Source organism: Vibrio artabrorum (genome assembly GCF_024347295.1).
GTDB lineage: Bacteria > Pseudomonadota > Gammaproteobacteria > Enterobacterales > Vibrionaceae > Vibrio > Vibrio artabrorum.
Window position 1 is genome coordinate 2,502,453 of sequence record NZ_AP025458.1, and the last position, 20,591, is coordinate 2,523,043.

The following is a 20,591-nucleotide window of genomic DNA, read 5'->3' on the forward strand; positions in this document are numbered from 1 at the left end:
GAAAAGAATAGTTTTGGACGACATATCAACGGGTATCTTATTTGCGCTACTCGCGTGTCTCATTGTAATTTCTGGTTATTTCTCTGGTTCCGAAACGGGCATGATGTCCTTGAACCGCTACCGTTTAAAGCATCTAGCCAATACGGGCCATAAAGGTGCTAAACGCGTAGAAAAACTTCTGAATCGCCCAGACAGATTGATCGGCCTCATCCTCATCGGCAACAATCTCGTCAACATTCTTGCGTCTGCGATCGCGACTATTCTTGGCATGCGCATCTATGGAGATATCGGCGTAGCGATTGCTACCGGTGTCCTGACTCTCGTGATCCTCGTGTTTGCCGAAGTCACCCCAAAAACGGTCGCTTCTTTATTTCCAGAACGTGTCTCTTACGCCAGTAGCATCCTGTTAATGATACTGATGAAAGTACTGTCACCACTGGTCATTTTAGTTAACTTCATTACCAATGGCTTTATTCGCATCCTTGGTGTCAAAGCCAGCCACGATGCAACTGACCATTTAAGCTCGGAAGAGCTGAGAACCGTGGTCAATGAAGCGGGAAGCCTAATACCTCAGCGCCACCAAGATATGTTGGTTTCTATTTTAGATTTAGAGCATGTCACCGTGAATGACATTATGGTGCCACGTAATGAGATAACGGGCATCGATATCAATGACGATTGGAAATCGATCGTTCGTCAGTTGACCCACTCCCCTCATGGCCGTGTGGTCCTGTATCGTGACCAGATAGATGAAGTCGTTGGTATGCTGAGGCTACGTGAAGCTTACCGCTTGATGCTTGAGAAAAATGAGTTCAATAAAGAAACACTTTTACGTGCCGCAGATGAGATCTATTTCATCCCTGAGGCAACCCCACTCAATACTCAACTGCTTAAGTTTCAACGCAATAAACAGCGTATCGGCTTAATTGTCGATGAATATGGCGATATCAATGGTTTGGTTACCCTTGAAGATATTCTAGAAGAGATCGTAGGTGAATTTACCACCTCAATCACCCCAAGCTTATCTGAGGAAATTACTCCGCAAAGCGATGGCAGCTTCTTGATTGAAGGCAGTGCCAATATCCGAGACATTAATAAAGGCCTGCAATGGACACTGCCAACCGACGGTCCAAGAACGTTGAATGGTTTGATACTGGAACACCTTGAAGATATTCCTGAGAGTCACCTGAGTGTTCAGGTTGCCAGCCACCCCATGGAAATCGTTGAACTTGAAGAGAACCGCATCAAGCTTGTGCGTGTGTTCCCGCAGATCGTGAACGGATAAAAGTGGCTTGTTGGAATAACTAAGTGGGTCGTCATAAACTCACACGACAACGACAACAAAAACAAAAGGCCCGGTTCATTGAACCGGGCCTTTTAATATCTAACTCACCGCATTCAAGGTGAACGATGATTAGTCGATTTTAAGCTCTTGTAACATTGACTCTGGCAGTGCCAATTCATCATTTTTGTTTACCGAAATACCGGCAGCGATGATCGCATTCGCGATGCCTTTCGCTTCATCCAAAGAGTGCATCGCGGCAGTACCACATTGGTACTCATTCAGCTCAGGAATCTTATTCTGATTCTCAACCTTCAGTACATCTTGCATTGCCGCTAACCAAGCATCAGCCACTTGCTGCTCTGAAGGTGTGCCGATTAAGCTCATGTAGAAACCGGTGCGACAACCCATTGGTGAAATGTCGATGATCTCAACATCTGAACCATTCAGATGAGCTCGCATGAACCCAGCGTATAGGTGCTCTAAAGTATGGATACCTTTCTCAGACAGGATATCTTTGTTTGGTGCGGTGAAGCGTAGGTCAAATACCGTGATGGTATCCCCTTTTGGGGTTTGCATTGTTTTAGCAACACGAACTGCGGGTGCATTCATGCGTGTGTGATCAACAGTGAAACTATCTAATAAAGGCATTGCTATTCTCCATAACGGAGGGGTTTAAAAAAACCAACTCCGATTGTCTTCTAATTCTTTACGGCACTGTTTAAGTTGCCATCCATAATCTTTTGCTTGCTGTTCAACTTTGCGAGCCACCTTAATCAAAGATGGTTTTCTATTGTATGATTTGCGTTTATACCCACCGCTGCCTTCATGATAAGCTAAATACTGATTGTAAGGATCCCACAGCGATATGCCCAGTTGACGACGTGTTTCGCTGGTATACCAACCGATAAACATCAATGCATCATCAAAATTCGCTCTTGAGCCACCATGATTCGTCGCTTTTTGGAAGTCTTCCCAAGCCGGATCCTGAGCTTGTGCATAACCGTAGGCGCTGCTCACGTGTCCCCATGGAATAAAGCCCAAAATATAATCTTTGGGTGGGCGCGCATCATGACGAAAGCTACTCTCTTGTTTCACAAAAGCCATCGCTACATTAATGGGGGTGCCCCACTCTTCTTGCATATCCAGTGCATCTTCATACCACGAAGGGTTCTCTCTGAAGATACTGCACAGATTATTCTGTTGTTTAGGCGGTGGCGTTGCACAGCCAGCCAAAAGGCTAGAGACTACACCAACAGTAATTACAGGTAACCATTGATAAGTGGGGTGACCTAACAAACCTTTCTTCCTTTCCACCAACGACTCGCTATGCTTTTAAATACGAAAAATAATCCGCTAAGAAGCTATCAAAATCTTGAGTACTGGCTTCTTCACTTTTTTGCTGAGCAATAACAGAACGTTGAACTTCAGCTTCCATTAACTCAGCTGAATACACTTTATATTGGTGTGCTTTATGTTGCTGAGCGTAGGTTTTTCCTAATGCACAACCTACTTTACCCAAACCACCTAATCTTTTAGTCTCTTCAAGTAACTGACCTGAAATCGTCAGTTCTGGGTTATCAATCCAAACTTCAAGCGTATCACAGGTTTCTTGGTAAGCTCGACCGCCTTGCTCCGCATCCATCAATTCAGCAATGGCGCGTAAATCTTTGAAGACACGTTTAGCCCAATCTTGCAGAGACAGTCGCTCGCCATGACAGCCAATTTGAAGCTCTAAACCTATCTGACGACCTTCTAAGATCACCTTGTTCCAGTTATCACGCCAGCATTCAAGTTCGCAGTTATCCATCTCAGCAGAGTCAGATAGAACGCTCCAAGTTAAGAATAAATCCAAGAAGCGCACTTGTTGCTCATTGATACCGATTGAGCTGAATGGATTGACGTCTAAAGAGCGAACCTCGATGTACTCGACGCCAGCTCGAGCCAGTGCTTCCGATGGCTTCTCACCATTTTTAGCAACACGCTTAGGACGAATCGGCGCATAAAGCTCGTTCTCGATTTGAAGAACGTTGCTGTTCAGCTGACGGTATTCGCCATCTACCTTAACGCCGATGTCCGCAAACTCTTCGGATGGTGTGCGAATCGCTTGGTTCAAGCCTTCAAGATATTGGCCTAGGCTGTTAAAGCCAATCTTCAGCACACTTTGCGCACTGTTAGTATAACCAAGATCGCTCAGCCGCAGCGCTGTCGCTTTCGGCAAGAACAGTGTTTCGCCCACCTTTTCAAAAGGTAATTTGGTTTCTCTTCCTTTGACAAAAGAAGAACATAGCGCTGGCGAAGCACCGAAAAAGTACGGTATTAACCAACCAAAACGATAATAGTTACGAATCAGACCAAAGTAAGCATCGGATTTAGCGTCACAACGCGCTTCTTCTGTTTGCTCTCCAAACAGGCTATCCCAAAAGCTTTCTGGGAAAGAGAAATTAAAGTGAACACCCGAGATAATCTGCATCAGGCTACCGTAACGTCGCTTTAAACCTTCACGATATAACGTCTTCATCTTGCCGTTATTCGAAGTGCCGTACTGAGCGAGCTGAATATCAGCTTCACTGCCAACATAACAAGGCATTGAGAGTGGCCACAGTTTTTCGTCACCTAACTTAGTTTGCGTGAAGTGGTGGACATCAGACAACTGATTCAATAACGTCGGAACATCGCTCGAAACTGGCGTAATAAACTCCAACAGCGACTCGGAAAAATCGGTTGTAATCCATTCGTTCATCAACGCAGCTCCCAAAGCCTCAGGGTGTGGCCCGGTAGCAAGATGCCCATTATCCGTATAGCGTAACGTTTCCCTCTCAACACCGCGACCGAATTGAGAAAAGGTCTTAGGGTTGGTTGCAACTTGCTTTAGTCGCGCAGCAAAATCAGTCAAAATTCAGTTCACTTATCTTATATCGTTCTGATTAGAACTATCATAAATTAGGTTAGAGGAGAAAAATAGAATCTTTTCCCTCCCCCTTTAATATGTACTCTAACGAGTGATTTCAAGCTCTTCTATTGGAATATCTAACTTTTCGAGTCGAGGACGAAGCAAAGTCGCATCGCCAACAACAATTATTTGATAATCATTCGGGTTAAACCATTTCTTAGCGAGCTTGTTTAAAGTCTCTTTTGGGACGGTTTCAACTATCTGATTACGCTGTTGCAAATAGTCCTCATCAAGATTCAGCGCAACAATGTTACTCAACAGCCCGGCCTTTTGACTGGGTGTTTCATACTTAAGTGCATCTTGTTGACCCACCGCTAAGCGCATAAATTGCATTTCATCCTCAGTCAAACCACTTTGGCTAAATTTATTCAACTCAGCGATAAACTCTTGAATCGATGCAACGGTAGCATTGGCTCTAACTTGAGCGCTAAAGATTACCGCGCCAGTTTCACGCGTACTCGCAAAGTAACCACTAGCACCATAAGTGTACGCCTTATCTTCACGTAAATTTTGGTTAATACGGCTATTGAAGTTACCCGCTAAATTAAAGTTTGCCAACTGGCTCAAATATAATTCACCCGTCGCATCAAACGGCAGGCCTTTACGAACCAAGCGAACAACACTTTGTGGCGCTCCCGGCTTATCGACTAAGTACAGATGTTGACCCGAAAGCGCTTTGACAATCTGCGGACGCGTTAACGGCGCCGCATCGCCTTGCCACCCTTCAAAGAACTGTAGCTGTTTGCCGACCTCTTCCTTCGAAATGTCTCCTACGACAACAATACTAGCCCCCTCTGGCGTATAATGTTGTGCATAGAATTTTTTCACATCATCTAAGGTCAATTTCGATAAAGCTTCCTTAGTGCCATCACTTGCGCGAGCAAAAATACTGTCACCAAACAGCACTTCACGGGTCGCTTGAGAGGCCATCCAACTTGGCTGCTGGTGTTGATATACAATGCCTTCTAACATCTGCTGCTTGACGCGTTCGAAATCTTGCTCATCAAACTTAGGCTCGAATAGCACCTCTTGCACTATCGCTAAAGTTTGAGGCAGATTTTTATCTAGCGTCGAGATGGAGATGTCCGTGGTGTAACTGCCCGCACTAATACTGACACTACTACCAAGCTTATCTAGAGTCGCCTGTAACTCTTCAACGGTTCGTTTCGTCGAGCCCTCTTCCATCATCGAAGCCGTTAGATTCGCAAGACCTTCTTGCCCTTTACGAACATAACGCTCACCAGCAGGAAGTTGAATTTGCAGTTGTACTGTCGGCGTTTCACTGGTTACCGTACCAATCAATTCTGCGCCGTTTGCAAAATGCATGCGATACAATTTGGGTGTGGTCGCCTCAACACCAAATTTAACTTCAGGCATCACGCTGCGATCAAATGTGTTCGGTACTTTTCTGAAATCCAATTGGTCTTCCGTCACTTTGCTGTACTTAGGAAGGGTACGTGCAGGCGTAGTAAAGGTCGCCTCACGAACAGCCAAATTGAGCTGTTTTTTAGGAACCACACTCAGAGTAACCTTATGCTTACCTTCGATAAAATCTTGGTATGCTTTACTGACGCTTTCTGGTGTGACAGCACGGATTTGAGCCAATTGCGATTCAATTCGGTCCGGCTGACCATAGAAGGTTTGATTCGAAGCGAGCTGTGAAACCTTACCTTTCACACTTTGCAGTGCGAAAACAGCATTCGCTTCTGCCATGCCAGTGATCTGGTCTAAACGCTCTTGCTCAACGCCCTCTTTCGAGAATTGCTCTAGGGTATCCATCAGCTCTTTATTAAGAACCGTCAAATCGCCTTTTTCACCTGAATTCCCCATTGCATACACGTACATGGTACAAGCAAGCTCAGCGCAATCATGGAAAGAGCCAGCGCTTACTGCCTTCTGCGTTTTCACGAGGTTTTGATACAAGTAACTATTGGTACCGGAACCTAGCACGTTAGACAGTGCATTCAGTGAAGCTTGCGTCTCTTCGCCACGATACGTTGTTGGCCAACCCACCACCACCATCGGCTGGCGAATGTTATCTTCTAAAGTGATGTATTTATCTTGCGTCAATTTCGCAGGTTGCTTCTCTGCCGCCTTAACCTCTGGCCCCTTAGGAATCGGACCAAAGTACTTATTAACCCATGCTAGTGTGTCATCAACGTCGATATCACCACCAATGGTCAATACCGCATTATTAGGGCCATACCAGCGTAAAAAGAAAGCCTTAAGATCATTCACATCAACCCGGTCTAGATCTTCAACATAACCAATGGGTTGCCATGAGTATGGATGACCTTCAGGGTAAAGCGCTTCACTCATGCGCTCCCACATCAAGCCGTAAGGACGGTTTTCATAGCTTTGGGCACGCTCATTCTTAACCGTACCTCTTTGAACCTCAAATTTCTTCTGAGAAACCGCATCGACTAAAAAGCCCATTCGGTCAGATTCTAACCACAACATTTTTTCAAGTTGGTTAGAAGGAACGGTTTCGAAGTAATTCGTGCGATCTCGATTGGTGGTGCCATTTAACGATCCCCCCGCTTCGGTAATGATCTTAAAATGCTGCTGGTCCCCGACATGTTCAGAACCTTGGAACATCATATGCTCAAAGAAGTGAGCAAAACCCGATTTACCAATCTGTTCACGAGCTGATCCTACGTGATAGGTCACATCAACATGGACAAGTGGGTCGGAATGATCAGGAGAGAGAATAACCGTCAAGCCGTTCTCGAGTTGATATTTTGTATACGGAATTACCACTTTATCGTTAGAAGGCTTAACTTCATCAATTAAAGTGACACCTTCTGGTAATGAAGAAAAGAAGGATGTTGAGCTAGGTACATTGTATGAACAGCCGACAATGGCGATAAGAGAAAATGTACCAAGTAAAACCTTTTTCATAGGTTCTCCTTAGAAAAAACCGAGGTAGATAGCAGTAAGTAAGCTATAGCGGACAGCTTTGCCTGTCGCTATCAAAATAACGCTAGGGATGAATTTCATTCTTAGCCAACCCGCGGCGAGACATAAAGGGTCACCAATGATCGGTACCCAACTGAATAACAGAGCCCAGTAACCATAGCGGCTCAACCAAGCCATAGCCTTATGACCATACTTTTCTGATTGAGTTCGATTCGGTAGCCACAAACCAATCCAATAATTGGTCAGGCCACCTAAAGTATTGCCAAGTGTCGCCACCAGAATGATTGATGATACAGAAAACTGATCGAGGCTCAATGTTGCAACAAGGCTTGCTTCTGAACCACCGGGCAACAATGTAGCACTCAAGAAGCCACTGATAAAGAGCACCCACAGCGCTGAGTCAGAGAACCACAACGCTATGTTTTCAAAAAAAGAATTAAAAAATTCTAGCACTGCATATCAACCTTCTTGCATTTTAAGTAGTACCTTGCCTCTAGTATGCCCAGTTTCAACCTGTAGGTGGGCCGACTGCGCATCGTCTAGCTTGTAGATAGCTTGAATTTCTGTTTTGAGTAACCCGACACTGACCATGTAAAGCATGGTGTCCATTTGCTCTGGGTTTGGCTCAACCAACATACCTGACGCAGTAAAGCCCAGTAGTGTTGCTTTATCGCAGATAAGTTCTGCGGACAATGTTGGTACCGTCACCACTCTCGCACCATCTTTCAGGCACTTCAAGGCATCAAGAGCCGTATCTCCACCAACCAAATCAATCAGCACATCAACCTCGGATACTCGTTCCGAAGCTGGCGCAAATTTATAATTAATCGCATGAGCACCGAGTGTGGCAAGATAATCAAGATTCGCTTCGCTACAAGTGGTGAACACTTCAGCTTTTGCTGCAACAGCGATTTGAACCGCAAGATGACCCACACCACCCGCTCCGGCTAAAATCAGGACACGATCGCCCTCTTTCACTTCAGCCTTGTTTAGCGCTTGTGCTGCTGTTTGGCTCGCTAAGGGTAACGCAGCTGCCGCTTCTAATGTGACACTATCGGGAACCTGACTTAAAGCCGTTTCAGATACACACACATATTGACTGTAACCGCCACCTTGCAGTGGGAAGCCAATAAAACCGGCCACATTATCACCAACATTAAAACGATTAGCCTGTTCACCGAGTGTGACAATTTGCCCTGAAATATCGTACCCCGGCACCCAAGGCAGGTTATCTTTGTTCTGCGCCACGGCCCAACCGAGGCCTGCTCGAGTTTTAACATCAATCGGATTAATGCCCGAAAAGGAAACTTTGACCACCACTTCCCCAGCTTTAGGCTTTGGAATCGTGCGAGTCTGAATACTTAGGTTTTCGACACCGCCAAATTGAGTAATCGCTATCTGTTTATTTTCCATTTCCACATTTCCTTGATTGATAAAAGCCCTAATGAGCAAACACTCTAATTGATAAAAAGAAAGGGATGCGAAAGCATCCCTTTGACTATAAACCATTTAATAAGGCTAAGTTAACCACTCATTTGTAAATTGACGCCCCATTAACGCATGATACAGGAGTCAGTCACCCCATTAACCGACGAGAGCTAATAGAATACCGGCTGCAACCGCGCTACCAAGTACACCAGCAACGTTCGGGCCCATTGCATGCATTAACAAGAAGTTCTGAGGGTTCGCCTCAAGACCAACCTTGTTCACAACACGGGCTGCCATTGGAACAGCGGATACACCAGCGGCACCAATCAGTGGGTTAATATCTTCTTTCGAGAAGCGATTCAACACCTTCGCCATCAATACCCCTCCCGCGGTACCGATACTAAAAGCGACGGCACCTAAACCAAGAATACCTAGCGTCTCCAAATTCAAGAAGGTATCCGCTTGAAGCTTAGAACCAACGCCGAGACCAAGGAATATAGTCACTATGTTAATCAGTTCGTTTTGCGCGGTTTTTGAAAGACGATCCACCACACCCGCTTCACGCATTAAATTGCCTAAACAGAACATGCCGACCAAAGGGGTTGCTGATGGTAGGAACAAAATCGTCATCAGCAGTACAGCAAGCGGGAATAGAATCTTCTCTGCTTTACTAACATGACGAAGTTGAGCCATCTTAATCTTACGCTCTTCAGGTGACGTCAACGCTTTCATAATAGGTGGCTGAATAATGGGAACCAACGCCATGTAGCTATAAGCTGCGACCGCGATTGCACCTAATAAATCAGGAGATAACTTACTCGCCAAGAAGATCGCTGTTGGGCCATCGGCCCCACCAATGATCGCAATCGAAGAAGCATCCGCCATCGAGAATTCCATACCTGGAACATAGTTCAGCAAAATCGCACCAAATAGCGTTGCGAAAATACCAAACTGAGCCGCAGCCCCCAGCCACAGAGTTTTAGGGTTAGCAATCAAGGCTCCGAAGTCCGTCATCGCGCCGACCCCCATAAAGATCAGCAGAGGGAAAATACCCGTCTCAATCCCCACGTAATAGACGTAATAAAGCAAACCACCCGGCTCAGTGAAACCTGCATTTGGGATGTTTGCTAATATGGCACCAAACCCAATCGGTAGCAGCAGTAAAGGTTCAAACCCTTTACGAATGGCCAAAAATAACAGTAAGCCACCCACTATCATCATACAGATTTGGCCGAACTCAAAGTTAGCAATCCCTGTTTCAGACCATAAGGTCATCAATCCTTCCATAGTACTCCCTTACGCTAAGCTGAGTAGTGGAGCGCCTACAGTCACTGCATCGCCTTCTTTAACATTCAACTCTTGAACAATACCATCACGAGCAGCTCGAACTTCCGTTTCCATCTTCATCGCTTCTAAGATAAGCAGAACGTCACCTTCAACCACTTCCGTACCCGGTTGAACGATAACTTTAAAGATATTTCCCGCCAGTGGAGCCGGCACAGCTTCCGCGTTCGATGGTGCAACGAGTGCCGCTTGGGTCGATTGAGCGGGCTTTGCCGATGGTGTTGCAGATTTGAGTTCACCTTGAGGGCCGACTTCGACATCATAAACTTGACCATCCACTTTCACGCTGTAGTGCTCAATACCACCCGAAGCTTGTACAGGTACTGGTGCAACTGAGGGCTCAGTTTCTAGTGTTGGTGCGGGCTCAAAGGCTTCAGGGTTGTGGCGGTTCTTAAGGAACTTCAGACCGACTTGTGGAAAAAGTGCGTAAGTCAATACATCATCAACCGTCTCTTCAGCTAAAGAGATGCCGTCTGATTTCGCTTTTTCTAAAAGCTCTGTCGTTAACGTATCCATTTCTGATTTAAGTAAATCAGCAGGTCGACAAGTGATTGGCTCAGCCCCATCGAGAACTTTCGCTTGCAGTTCAGCATCCACTTCAGCAGGAGCTTGACCGTATTCACCTTTCAGCACGCCCGCCGTCTCTTTGGTGATGCTCTTGTAGCGCTCCCCGGTTAAAACGTTGATAACCGCTTGAGTACCGACAATCTGAGATGTTGGCGTTACCAAAGGAATATATCCAAGATCTTTACGTACCCGTGGGATCTCCTCAAGCACTTCGTCCATACGGTCGGCGGCGCCTTGCTCTTTAAGTTGACCTTCCATGTTGGTTAACATGCCGCCAGGGACTTGAGCGATCAAGATGCGAGAATCGACACCTTTTAGCTGACCTTCCCATTTCGCGTACTTTTTACGTACATCTCGGAAATACGTAGCAATAGGCTCAATCTGGTCAAGCTTAAGGTTGGTATCGCGTTCTGTACCCTCTAACATCGCCACAACCGTTTCAGTCGGCGTGTGGCCGTAAGTACAGCTCATTGAAGAAATTGCGGTGTCTAGAATATCGATCCCCGCTTCAACGGCTTTAACTGCTGTAGCTGTCGATAGCCCCGTTGTTGCGTGGCTATGTAACGCTAAAGGTACGTCACACGATGCTTTGATACGCGTAATCAGCTCTTCCGCTTCATACGGTTTCAATAAACCTGACATATCTTTGATACACAGTGAGTGACACCCCAAGTCCTCTAAACGTTTAGCCAAATCAACCCAAGTATCGGTGTTATGAACCGGACTGGTCGTATAAGACAACGTACCTTGCGCATGACCACCAACATCGATCGTTGCTTTCACCGCGGTTTCAAAGTTACGTACGTCATTCATCGCATCAAAAATGCGGAATACGTCCATGCCATTATAGTGGGCACGTTCAACAAACTTTTTGACGACATCGTCCGCGTAGTGACGATAACCCAACAGGTTTTGACCACGCAGTAGCATCTGCATGGGGGTATTGGGCATCACTTTTTTCAGCTTGCGTAAACGCTCCCATGGGTCTTCGCCTAGAAAACGGATACACGAATCATACGTCGCCCCGCCCCAAGTTTCTAATGACCAGTAGCCGACTTTATCCAGTTCGGCGGCAATTGGCAGCATATCTTCGATACGCATGCGAGTAGCAAATAGTGACTGGTGTGCGTCACGAAGTACCACATCTGTAATCGCTAGTGGTTTAGACATGCTCATAAACTCCTTTTTAATCCTTTAAATGCTACTTAGCAGTAGACGCACGGTATTGGTGAACCGCAGCCGAAATTGCTGCCACAACTTGTGGACTAACAGTAGAAGGGGTTGGTTGTGATTTGTTAATTGTTTTAGATGCTGCGATCGGTTCTGGTACTTCTTCTGGTACCAGTTTTGACATCAACCGAACGAGGTAAACGAGAATAGTGAGGAAAATAAAGACAACGGACATCCCCGTTATCATTAGAGTAGCCGCATCTCCTAGCAGGCTTCCAATATTAGTCATGTTGCTTCCTTTCTTCGTCATCCTGACATATGTACAGAATTTCAGCGAATAGTGATCCCGACTGTTGGATTATCTCGATTGGTTAAATTTTGTCAATTTTGTTTAAGGTGCTGTTACGTGTAACGCACACATGAGGTTAATTATTCGCATGGCAGATCACATAAATCCGTTAAATACATCACTCGCAGATATTTAAACTGTGAGCTAAATATAGATTTTATAGATTGGAGTATGAGGCAGACAGAAGAGCAAGGTGATAATCAAGAATCATTGGAATACAACAGGTTATAAACCATCGCGTTTAACATTTAATTAACAGCCAATCCGGAGGTATAAAAAAAGCCTCGTAAAAACGAGGCTTTTTTTATAATGTGGCGCGCTCTGGAGGATTCGAACCTCCGACCGCCTGGTTCGTAGCCAGGTACTCTATCCAGCTGAGCTAAGAGCGCACGGTTTTCGTATCAACTTGTTGTCAACAACAAGGCAGTACACGGGGTTTCATTCTTATCAGAAAGAAGCCGTTAAATAGTGGCGCGTCCTGGAGGATTCGAACCTCCGACCGCCTGGTTCGTAGCCAGGTACTCTATCCAGCTGAGCTAAGGACGCACGGTTTTCGTATCAACTTGTTGTCAACAACAGGCCATACAGGGATTTCATTCTTATCAGGAAGCAACCCTTAAATAGTGGCGCGCTCTGGAGGATTCGAACCTCCGACCGCCTGGTTCGTAGCCAGGTACTCTATCCAGCTGAGCTAAGAGCGCACGGGTTTTAGTATCAACGTGTTGAAACAACAAGGCAATACAAGGATTTTCATTCTTATCAGAAAGAAGCCCTTAAATAGTGGCGCGTCCTGGAGGATTCGAACCTCCGACCGCCTGGTTCGTAGCCAGGTACTCTATCCAGCTGAGCTAAGGACGCACGGTTTTAGTATCAACGTGTTGAATCAACAAGACAATACAGGGAGTTCATTCTTATCAGAAAGAAGCCCTTAAATAGTGGCGCGCTCTGGAGGATTCGAACCTCCGACCGCCTGGTTCGTAGCCAGGTACTCTATCCAGCTGAGCTAAGAGCGCACGGGTTTTAGTATCAACGTGTTGAAACAACAAGGCAATACAGGGAGTTCATTCTTATCAGAAAGAAACCCTTAAATAGTGGCGCGCTCTGGAGGATTCGAACCTCCGACCGCCTGGTTCGTAGCCAGGTACTCTATCCAGCTGAGCTAAGAGCGCACGGGTTTTAGTATCAACCTGTTGAAACAACAAGGCAATACAGGGACTTATTTCTCATAAGAAAAAGCCCTTAAATAGTGGCGCGTCCTGGAGGATTCGAACCTCCGACCGCCTGGTTCGTAGCCAGGTACTCTATCCAGCTGAGCTAAGGACGCACATTATTCATTCACTGGGAATGATGTTGTGAAATATATCACATTCTTCGTGCTGCGAAGAAAAAAAAAGGCCACAGGCCTGTAATGAATGGCGGTGAGGGAGGGATTCGAACCCTCGATGCAGCTACAAACCACATACTCCCTTAGCAGGGGAGCGCCTTCGGCCACTCGGCCACCTCACCTAATTCATTATTCTCAAAACACTTGTAAGTAAGAATTAAGAGAATGGCGCGCTCTGGAGGATTCGAACCTCCGACCGCCTGGTTCGTAGCCAGGTACTCTATCCAGCTGAGCTAAGAGCGCACATTTACAATGCCTAATTTGCTAAATTTAGACGCGCAAGAAATGGCGGTGAAGGAGGGATTCGAACCCTCGATGCGGCTACAAACCACATACTCCCTTAGCAGGGGAGCGCCTTCGGCCTCTCGGCCACCTCACCGTCTTGCGGAGGCACATATTACGTTTTACCGAAAATATGTCAAACACTTTATTGAAAAAAATTGGACAAAAACACTCAACCGTTTGCAATTTAAACAAAGCGCTTGCAAATTGAACTTACCAGCACAATTTTATGCTTTTTCCCTTAAAAATTAAGGTGAAAGATTAGCTGTAATAAACAGCCAAAACAATTATCTCATTTATCTCAGAAGCCAGTGTTACCGTTATTCGAACCATACTACGAGATGCGTTGTTACGCTATAGGGATCGCCGGAAAACTTGAGTTTTAACAAAAAAATAGCCAAATGATCGGACTAAATCACGCTCATATTTTAATGCTTTATGTCGCGGTTTAAAAACGAATCCATGACACGACCAATTGGCATTGAAACGTTTCTTTTCGACTCCCCAAAAACAAAAAAGGCCAGCAATAATGCCAGCCTCCTCTTTTCGCAAAGTATTAGTAGTTGCCAGGTGCAACGTTACCATTACCTTTTTCAGCTTGAATTCGCATGTAGATCTCTTCACGGTGAACAGATACTTCTTTAGGTGCATTAACACCAATACGTACTTGGTTACCTTTAACGCCCAGCACAGTAACGGTTACTTCGTCACCAATCATTAGTGTTTCGCCAACGCGGCGAGTCAAAATTAGCATTCTTTGCTCCTTGAGTAATCTCTAAATTTATCTAGCTACGAGAGCATTATCCAACAAAAGTTATATTTTCGTAAACTATCGTTTGAGTTTATTTAACCAAAATGCACTTCTTTTTTAGGATAATCCAATGTATCACGCGCTACAATATATGCATTGTGTAATATGTTAGCAGCCGTGTCGACTTGCATAGGTGGTAACACCAACGTTAAAGACTGCTGCTGCAATAAGTGATGCTGGACATCAATTTCGCCTTCAGACAATAATCCATGTGCACTGACCACAATATCTTGTGTTCGGCTTCCTACCACAGTTAACAAACTAACCTGTTCACTATTACGGATTTTTTCAGCAAAAACTAGTTTTAATTTGGCACTTATGTCTTGTTTAATAATGAGTACTGCTCGTTCTGTTTCCTCGATCACATTACAGACTTCGATCCCAAGCAACTGGCAATACGATATAAAAGACGGCAAATCTCCATTCAAACACTCGATACGCACCATATCTCTTTGGATGGCGATGCCAGCAATATCATTCAAACACTGATTACCTGCTATTAATGTACCCTCACCTTGTTCAAAGCTTGAAAGCACTCGCAATGGCATATTATGTTGCCACGCATACTGAACACACGGTAAGTGCAATACTTTGGCGCCTCGGCGAGCCATCTCTTCCATAGACGGAAAATCCAGAGTATCGAGCTTCTTCGCATGTTTTACGATCCTTGGATCACAAGAATAAACGCCATCAACATCGGTATAGATCTGACATTCTGTTGCCTGAAGCGCTCCTGCTAACGCAACCGCTGTGGTATCGGAACCACCTCGGCCTAATGTCGTGATGTCACCTTTTGCATTAACCCCTTGAAAGCCTGCCACAATCACAATCTGGTTATCATCGAGCAAAGCTTGAATAGGCGCAGTATCAATACGCTCTATCGCTGCATTATTATGATGAGAGTCGGTGTGTATTTTGGCTTGATAGCCCGTCATCGATGTCGCTTCATAACCTAACTTGTGTAACGTCATTGCCAGCAAGGCCATGGAGACTTGCTCTCCCGCCGTTAACAGCACATCCAGCTCTCTAGCGTTTGGGACACTATCGACTTGTGTGGCTAAGTTAACCAACCGATTTGTTTCACCTGACATAGCAGAAACGACAACCACGACCTGGTTCCCTTCATTTTTCGCTTCAATGACTTTCTCTGCTACATGGTGAATTCGTTCTATAGAGCCCACCGACGTTCCACCAAATTTCTGCACGATAAGAGGCATTTTCACCCGTCCTCACCTTCCCAAGACCAATGTCTATATATGACAAAAAAACACAGACTCCGCGTCAGGGCGAAGCAATAAAAAATTAACCAAGAAGTCTAACGTCACCAGTAAACTTCTTGGTGAATCTCAATCAAACCTTGTTTAGACACACTTTCAATAGACAAAATAAAAGATGCCCAATCAACGGATTGGGCATCTTTGTATCTAAAACTTAAGCTTAAAGACGCTCTTCTAGCCAAGTACGCACAGATTTAAGCGCTTCTGGTAGCGCTGCAACGTCGGTACCGCCCGCTTGAGCCATATCTGGACGACCGCCGCCTTTACCGCCAACTTGCTCGGCAACCATCTTAACCAGATCACCCGCTTTTACTTTGCCGATAAGATCTTTGGTTACACCAGCAATCAAGCCAACTTTACCGTCAGCTACGTTCGCGATAAGGATGACACCACTGCCCACTTGGTTTTTGGCGTTATCCACCATAGTACGTAGGTTTTTGTTATCTGCGCCTTCGATTGCAGCAACCAGAACTTTAGTACCAGCGATCTCTTCAACTTTGCCCATGATGTTTGCGCTTTCTGCAGCAGCCATCTTTTCTTTAAGCAGTTGGATTTCTTTCTCTAAAGATTTCGCTTTCTTCGCGGATTCTGCCAACTTCTCTTCGTAAGCGTTAGCCTGAGCTTCTACTGCATCGAGAGCAGCTTCACCCGTTACCGCTTCAATACGACGAATACCCGCAGCAATACCACCTTCAGAGGTGATCTTGAATAAGCCGATATCACCGGTATTGCTTGCGTGGATACCACCACAAAGTTCAGTAGAGAAATCGCCCATAGATAGAACGCGAACTTCATCATCGTACTTCTCGCCAAACAGTGCCATTGCACCTTTTTCTTTCGCTGACTCGATGTCCATGATGTTGGTTTCAATCACGTGGTTCTTACGAACTTGTGCATTAACCAAACGCTCGACTTCTTTAATTTGTGCAGGAGTGACCGCTTCAAGGTTAGAGAAGTCAAAACGTAGGTTGTCTGGCTTAACTAAAGAACCTTTCTGAGCAACGTGCTCACCTAGCACTTCACGCAGTGCAGAGTGAAGTAAGTGAGTTGCAGAGTGGTTTAGTGAGATAGCAGTACGACGCTCAGCGTCAACCGTTGCTTCTACTTTATCACCCTTAGCAAATACACCTTCAACGAGCTCACCGTGGTGCGCAAATGCGTTACCTAGCTTCTGAGTATCTTGTACTTTGAAAAGACCCGAAGTTGTTTTTAATGTACCAGCGTCACCACATTGACCGCCTGACTCAGCGTAGAATGGTGTCTCTTCAAGGATGATGATTGCTTTATCGCCAGCCGATAGTGAAGCGACTTCTTCGCCGTCAACAAATAGCGCAGAGATTTCACCAGCACCTTCAGTTGCTGTGTAACCACAGAACTCAGTGTTGGTGTCTACTTTGATCGTCGCGTTGTAATCTGTGCCGAATTGACCAGCTTCACGTGCACGCTTACGCTGTGCTTCCATCGCCTTCTCAAAGCCTTCTTCATCGATAGTAAAATCGCGTTCACGAGCGACATCGTTAGTCAGGTCAGCTGGGAAGCCGTATGTATCGTAAAGTTTGAAAACTGTTTCGCCATCAAGCTCTTTGCCTTCAAGTGCATCTAGTGCGTCATTAAGAATAACCATGCCGCGCTCTAGAGTACGACCAAAGTTCTCTTCTTCAATACGAAGTACTTTTTCAACAAGCTCTTGCTGTTTCTTAAGTTCATCTGCCGCAGAGCCCATCACTTCAGCCAGTACACCCACAAGTTTGTGGAAGAACACACCTTGTGCGCCAAGCTTGTTACCGTGGCGAACGGCACGACGAATAATACGACGTAGAACGTAGCCACGACCTTCGTTTGAAGGCATCACGCCGTCAGCGATTAAGAATGAACAAGAACGGATGTGGTCAGCAATCACGCGTAGCGATTGGTTAGAGAGATCGTCATGACCCACAACTTCCGCTGTCGCTTTGATTAGCTTTTGGAATACATCAATTTCGTAGTTAGAGTGAACGCCCTGCATGATTGCAGAAATACGCTCAATACCCATACCTGTATCTACTGCAGGCTTAGGTAGCGGTTCCATTGTACCGTCAGCGTGACGGTTGAACTGCATGAATACGTTGTTCCAGATCTCGATGAAACGGTCACCATCTTCTTCAGGTGTGCCAGGACGGCCGCCCCAAATGTGCTCACCGTGATCGTAGAAGATTTCAGTACATGGACCACAAGGACCTGTGTCACCCATCGTCCAGAAGTTATCCGACTCGAACTGTTTACCGCCTTCTTTGTCGCCGATGCGAACGATACGGTCAGCCGGTACACCGACTTTTTTGTTCCAGATGTCGAATGCTTCATCATCTGTCTCGTATACCGTTACCAGTAGACGATCTTTTGGCAGTTGAAGCGTTTCAGTCAGGAATTCCCAAGCAAACGCAATCGCTTCTTCTTTGAAGTAGTCGCCAAAGCTGAAGTTGCCTAGCATTTCGAAGAACGTGTGGTGACGAGCTGTGAAACCTACGTTTTCAAGGTCATTGTGTTTACCACCCGCACGTACACAACGCTGAGCCGTAGTTGCTCGAGTGTAGGCACGCTTTTCGGCGCCTAAGAAGCAATCTTTGAATTGGTTCATACCTGCGTTAGTAAATAGCAGGGTTGGATCGTTATGTGGAACTAACGATGAACTGTCTACGATTTGGTGTTCTTTGCTCTCAAAGAACTTAAGGAACGCGTTGCGAACCTCATCAGTGCTCATGTACATGCAGCTCTTCCTGAAAATAGTCGAGTTAGAATTTTGCCGTATTGTAGATCATGGTTAAGGCTTCGACTAGTTTTCTTGTAGAAAAGACACCCTTGGGCAGGATTTTAGTGGAAATTCGATAAAATGAAGAATATTCCACTATATCTAGCCGTGGAAAAGCAGAACGAAATTGACGACCGAGTACCGAAGAAACTCAGTCAACGAAAGAGAGTTGACCAAAGACATACTCGACGGAGCTGAACCAATAAAAAAGCCCCGTATAAAATATGCGAGGCTTTAAATTCTTTCAAAGCGGATGCTGCTTTCCAACACCCTCTCAATAAAACGTTAGCTTATAGCTCTTCGTTTTCTTCTTCTTTCTCTACGCCTTTCTCTTCAAGCACAGCAGGAGTCAGTAGTAATTCACGAAGTTTAGTATCGATCTCTAGAGCAACTTCTGGGTTTTCACGTAGGTATTTACCAGCGTTAGCTTTACCTTGGCCGATCTTATCGCCTTGGTAGCTGTACCAAGCGCCCGCTTTTTCTACTAGCTTATTCTTAACACCTAAATCGATAAGCTCACCTTCGCGGTTGAAGCCTTTACCGTAAAGGATTTGAGTTTCAGCCTGTTTGAATGGTGCCGCAATCTTATTCTTAACGACCTTAATACGAGTTTCGTTGCCCACAACTTCATCACCATCTTTAATCGCACCAGTACGGCGAATATCAAGACGAACAGATGCGTAGAACTTAAGTGCATTACCACCGGTTGTGGTTTCTGGGTTACCGAACATCACACCAATTTTCATACGAATTTGGTTAATGAAGATAGCCATACAGTTAGACTGCTTAAGGTTACCTGTCAGCTTACGCATCGCTTGAGAAAGCATGCGAGCCTGAAGACCCATGTGGCTGTCACCCATTTCGCCTTCAATTTCTGCTTTGGGTGTAAGTGCAGCGACTGAGTCAATAACAAGTACATCGATTGCACCTGAACGAGCCAGTGCATCACAGATTTCTAGCGCTTGCTCACCCGTATCTGGTTGAGAAACAAGAAGCGCATCGATATCAACACCCAGTTTTTGAGCGTAGATAGGGTCTAGTGCGTGCTCCGCATCAATGAATGCACACGTCTTGCCAACTTTTTGTGCTGCGGCAATAAGCTCAAGCGTTAGTGTTGTTTTACCTGATGATTCTGGGCCGTAAACTTCTACGATACGTCCCATCGGTAGGCCACCAGCACCTAGTGCGATATCGAGAGATAGAGAACCAGTAGAAATAGTTTCTACGTCCATTGTGCGGTTATCACCAAGACGCATGATAGAACCTTTACCAAATTGCTTTTCAATCTGACCAAGGGCTGCGGCTAACGCTTTTTGTTTATTCTCGTCCATTTCTATCTCCACATAATCGGTTGTCTCAACAAGCGATCTAGAATCTATTTCTAACCCACATAGGGGTGACTAATTGGCTTTCATTATACTGTTGATTCATACAGTGTCTATACCTGTATGAAAATAATTTGTACAAATGCTACTTACCTTCCATTGATAAGTAATCATAAATAACTTGCAGGGCATGGTGCGTAGCCTGTTGACGTACTTGTGATCTATCGCCTGTAAATACATGCGTTTCTACTTTATTCCAGCCATTTAGCACTTTCCAAGCAAAACACACAGTCCCTACGGGTTTATCTTCGGTCGCGCCGCCAGGCCCGGCAATACCACTGATCGCGACCGCGATTGTGCCATTTGAATGTTGAAGAGCACCATCAGCCATCTCGATGACCACAGGCTCACTCACCGCACCAAATGCAACTAAGGTTTCCCGCTGAACATCGATCATCTGTTGTTTTGCTTCATTACTGTAGGTTACAAAAGCACGGTCAAACCACGCAGAGCTCCCCGCAATATCGGTGACTGCACTCGCGACACCGCCGCCAGTGCAAGATTCAGCCGTGACTAAAACATGTTTATGTTTCGCAAGTAAGTGTCCAACTTTTTCACTAAGAGCTTGAGTTTTCTGCATCTTTGGCTTCCCTAATCTGGCTATCTATCATTTGGTTGTGCATCTTTTCGCATGTGTCGCTTTTCGCACGAAACG

At 45.5% G+C, this 20,591-nt stretch carries 15 protein-coding genes and 10 tRNA genes; 1 reads left to right on the forward strand and 24 read right to left on the reverse strand.

Annotated elements, in window-relative coordinates:
* Window positions 1-13 precede the first annotated feature (13 nt).
* Window positions 14-1,285 carry an HlyC/CorC family transporter gene (locus tag OCU36_RS11130; RefSeq protein WP_261838071.1) on the forward strand — a complete coding sequence of 424 codons (1,272 nt, stop codon included), beginning with the start codon at window positions 14-16 and terminating at the stop codon, window positions 1,283-1,285.
* A 129-nt stretch (window positions 1,286-1,414) separates the two neighbouring features.
* Here the strand turns inward: OCU36_RS11130 and luxS are convergent, their stop codons facing one another.
* The 24 genes from luxS to pncC all read right to left on the reverse strand — a co-directional run bounded on the left by luxS (window position 1,415) and on the right by pncC (window position 20,516).
* On the reverse strand, window positions 1,415-1,933 hold the full coding sequence (gene luxS / locus OCU36_RS11135; protein ID WP_261838072.1) for an S-ribosylhomocysteine lyase: 519 nt from the start codon (window positions 1,931-1,933) through the stop codon (window positions 1,415-1,417).
* 24 nt (window positions 1,934-1,957) lie between these two features.
* Window positions 1,958-2,599 (reverse strand): transglycosylase SLT domain-containing protein, encoded by a 642-nt coding sequence (locus OCU36_RS11140; protein ID WP_261838073.1) that lies wholly within the window; start codon window positions 2,597-2,599, stop codon window positions 1,958-1,960.
* A 10-nt stretch (window positions 2,600-2,609) separates the two neighbouring features.
* Window positions 2,610-4,178, reverse strand: a complete 1,569-nt coding sequence (gshA, locus tag OCU36_RS11145; protein ID WP_261838074.1) for a glutamate--cysteine ligase — start codon at window positions 4,176-4,178, stop codon at window positions 2,610-2,612.
* A gap of 99 nt (window positions 4,179-4,277) precedes the next feature.
* Window positions 4,278-7,136 (reverse strand): M16 family metallopeptidase, encoded by a 2,859-nt coding sequence (locus tag OCU36_RS11150; protein ID WP_261838075.1) that lies wholly within the window; start codon window positions 7,134-7,136, stop codon window positions 4,278-4,280.
* Between the two features lie 9 nt (window positions 7,137-7,145).
* A complete protein-coding gene (locus OCU36_RS11155) occupies window positions 7,146-7,607 on the reverse strand; it encodes a YqaA family protein (protein WP_261838076.1) in 462 nt (153 codons plus the stop codon).
* A 6-nt stretch (window positions 7,608-7,613) separates the two neighbouring features.
* Entirely contained in the window at window positions 7,614-8,567 is a 954-nt protein-coding gene (locus OCU36_RS11160) for an NADP-dependent oxidoreductase (protein WP_261838077.1), read from the reverse strand.
* 171 nt (window positions 8,568-8,738) lie between these two features.
* The gene (locus OCU36_RS11165; RefSeq protein WP_261838078.1) at window positions 8,739-9,869 is read right to left on the reverse strand and encodes a sodium ion-translocating decarboxylase subunit beta; all 1,131 of its coding nucleotides are present in this window, start codon (window positions 9,867-9,869) and stop codon (window positions 8,739-8,741) included.
* A gap of 9 nt (window positions 9,870-9,878) precedes the next feature.
* Entirely contained in the window at window positions 9,879-11,663 is a 1,785-nt protein-coding gene (gene oadA / locus OCU36_RS11170; protein WP_261838079.1) for a sodium-extruding oxaloacetate decarboxylase subunit alpha, read from the reverse strand.
* Between the two features lie 31 nt (window positions 11,664-11,694).
* On the reverse strand, window positions 11,695-11,952 hold the full coding sequence (locus tag OCU36_RS11175) for an oxaloacetate decarboxylase subunit gamma (protein ID WP_261838080.1): 258 nt from the start codon (window positions 11,950-11,952) through the stop codon (window positions 11,695-11,697).
* Window positions 11,953-12,324: 372 nt separating this feature from the next.
* Window positions 12,325-12,401: transfer RNA gene (locus OCU36_RS11180), tRNA-Arg, on the reverse strand.
* A gap of 80 nt (window positions 12,402-12,481) precedes the next feature.
* Window positions 12,482-12,558, reverse strand: a tRNA-Arg gene (locus OCU36_RS11185).
* 78 nt (window positions 12,559-12,636) lie between these two features.
* Window positions 12,637-12,713: transfer RNA gene (locus OCU36_RS11190), tRNA-Arg, on the reverse strand.
* An 80-nt stretch (window positions 12,714-12,793) separates the two neighbouring features.
* Window positions 12,794-12,870 (reverse strand) — tRNA-Arg (locus OCU36_RS11195).
* 78 nt (window positions 12,871-12,948) lie between these two features.
* Window positions 12,949-13,025: transfer RNA gene (locus OCU36_RS11200), tRNA-Arg, on the reverse strand.
* 79 nt (window positions 13,026-13,104) lie between these two features.
* Window positions 13,105-13,181 (reverse strand) — tRNA-Arg (locus tag OCU36_RS11205).
* 78 nt (window positions 13,182-13,259) lie between these two features.
* Window positions 13,260-13,336, reverse strand: a tRNA-Arg gene (locus OCU36_RS11210).
* Window positions 13,337-13,425: 89 nt separating this feature from the next.
* Window positions 13,426-13,518, reverse strand: a tRNA-Ser gene (locus OCU36_RS11215).
* A 44-nt stretch (window positions 13,519-13,562) separates the two neighbouring features.
* A tRNA-Arg gene (locus OCU36_RS11220) sits at window positions 13,563-13,639 on the reverse strand.
* 43 nt (window positions 13,640-13,682) lie between these two features.
* A tRNA-Ser gene (locus OCU36_RS11225) sits at window positions 13,683-13,775 on the reverse strand.
* A 459-nt stretch (window positions 13,776-14,234) separates the two neighbouring features.
* Window positions 14,235-14,432 carry a carbon storage regulator CsrA gene (csrA, locus tag OCU36_RS11230; protein WP_009847619.1) on the reverse strand — a complete coding sequence of 66 codons (198 nt, stop codon included), beginning with the start codon at window positions 14,430-14,432 and terminating at the stop codon, window positions 14,235-14,237.
* A 92-nt stretch (window positions 14,433-14,524) separates the two neighbouring features.
* Window positions 14,525-15,706: an aspartate kinase gene (locus OCU36_RS11235; RefSeq protein ID WP_261839730.1), complete on the reverse strand. Its 1,182-nt coding sequence runs from the start codon at window positions 15,704-15,706 to the stop codon at window positions 14,525-14,527.
* Window positions 15,707-15,926: 220 nt separating this feature from the next.
* On the reverse strand, window positions 15,927-18,509 hold the full coding sequence (gene alaS / locus OCU36_RS11240; RefSeq protein WP_261838081.1) for an alanine--tRNA ligase: 2,583 nt from the start codon (window positions 18,507-18,509) through the stop codon (window positions 15,927-15,929).
* A 332-nt stretch (window positions 18,510-18,841) separates the two neighbouring features.
* Window positions 18,842-19,882 (reverse strand): recombinase RecA, encoded by a 1,041-nt coding sequence (gene recA / locus OCU36_RS11245; RefSeq protein WP_261838082.1) that lies wholly within the window; start codon window positions 19,880-19,882, stop codon window positions 18,842-18,844.
* A gap of 139 nt (window positions 19,883-20,021) precedes the next feature.
* A complete protein-coding gene (gene pncC, locus OCU36_RS11250) occupies window positions 20,022-20,516 on the reverse strand; it encodes a nicotinamide-nucleotide amidase (RefSeq protein WP_261838083.1) in 495 nt (164 codons plus the stop codon).
* Window positions 20,517-20,591: the final 75 nt, after the last annotated feature.

Bases quoted from the DNA above. Each gene is read 5' to 3' on its own strand.
- csrA (WP_009847619.1), bottom strand. From the start codon at position 14,432: ATGCTAATTTTGACTCGCCGCGTTGGCGAAACACTAATGATTGGTGAC.
- pncC (WP_261838083.1), bottom strand. From the start codon at position 20,516: ATGCAGAAAACTCAAGCTCTTAGTGAAAAAGTTGGACACTTACTTGCG.
- OCU36_RS11165 (WP_261838078.1), bottom strand. From the start codon at position 9,869: ATGGAAGGATTGATGACCTTATGGTCTGAAACAGGGATTGCTAACTTT.
- oadA (WP_261838079.1), bottom strand. From the start codon at position 11,663: ATGTCTAAACCACTAGCGATTACAGATGTGGTACTTCGTGACGCACAC.
- OCU36_RS11175 (WP_261838080.1), bottom strand. From the start codon at position 11,952: ATGACTAATATTGGAAGCCTGCTAGGAGATGCGGCTACTCTAATGATA.
- alaS (WP_261838081.1), bottom strand. From the start codon at position 18,509: ATGTACATGAGCACTGATGAGGTTCGCAACGCGTTCCTTAAGTTCTTT.
- OCU36_RS11150 (WP_261838075.1), bottom strand. From the start codon at position 7,136: ATGAAAAAGGTTTTACTTGGTACATTTTCTCTTATCGCCATTGTCGGC.
- recA (WP_261838082.1), bottom strand. From the start codon at position 19,882: ATGGACGAGAATAAACAAAAAGCGTTAGCCGCAGCCCTTGGTCAGATT.
- OCU36_RS11160 (WP_261838077.1), bottom strand. From the start codon at position 8,567: ATGGAAAATAAACAGATAGCGATTACTCAATTTGGCGGTGTCGAAAAC.
- luxS (WP_261838072.1), bottom strand. From the start codon at position 1,933: ATGCCTTTATTAGATAGTTTCACTGTTGATCACACACGCATGAATGCA.
- OCU36_RS11235 (WP_261839730.1), bottom strand. From the start codon at position 15,706: ATGCCTCTTATCGTGCAGAAATTTGGTGGAACGTCGGTGGGCTCTATA.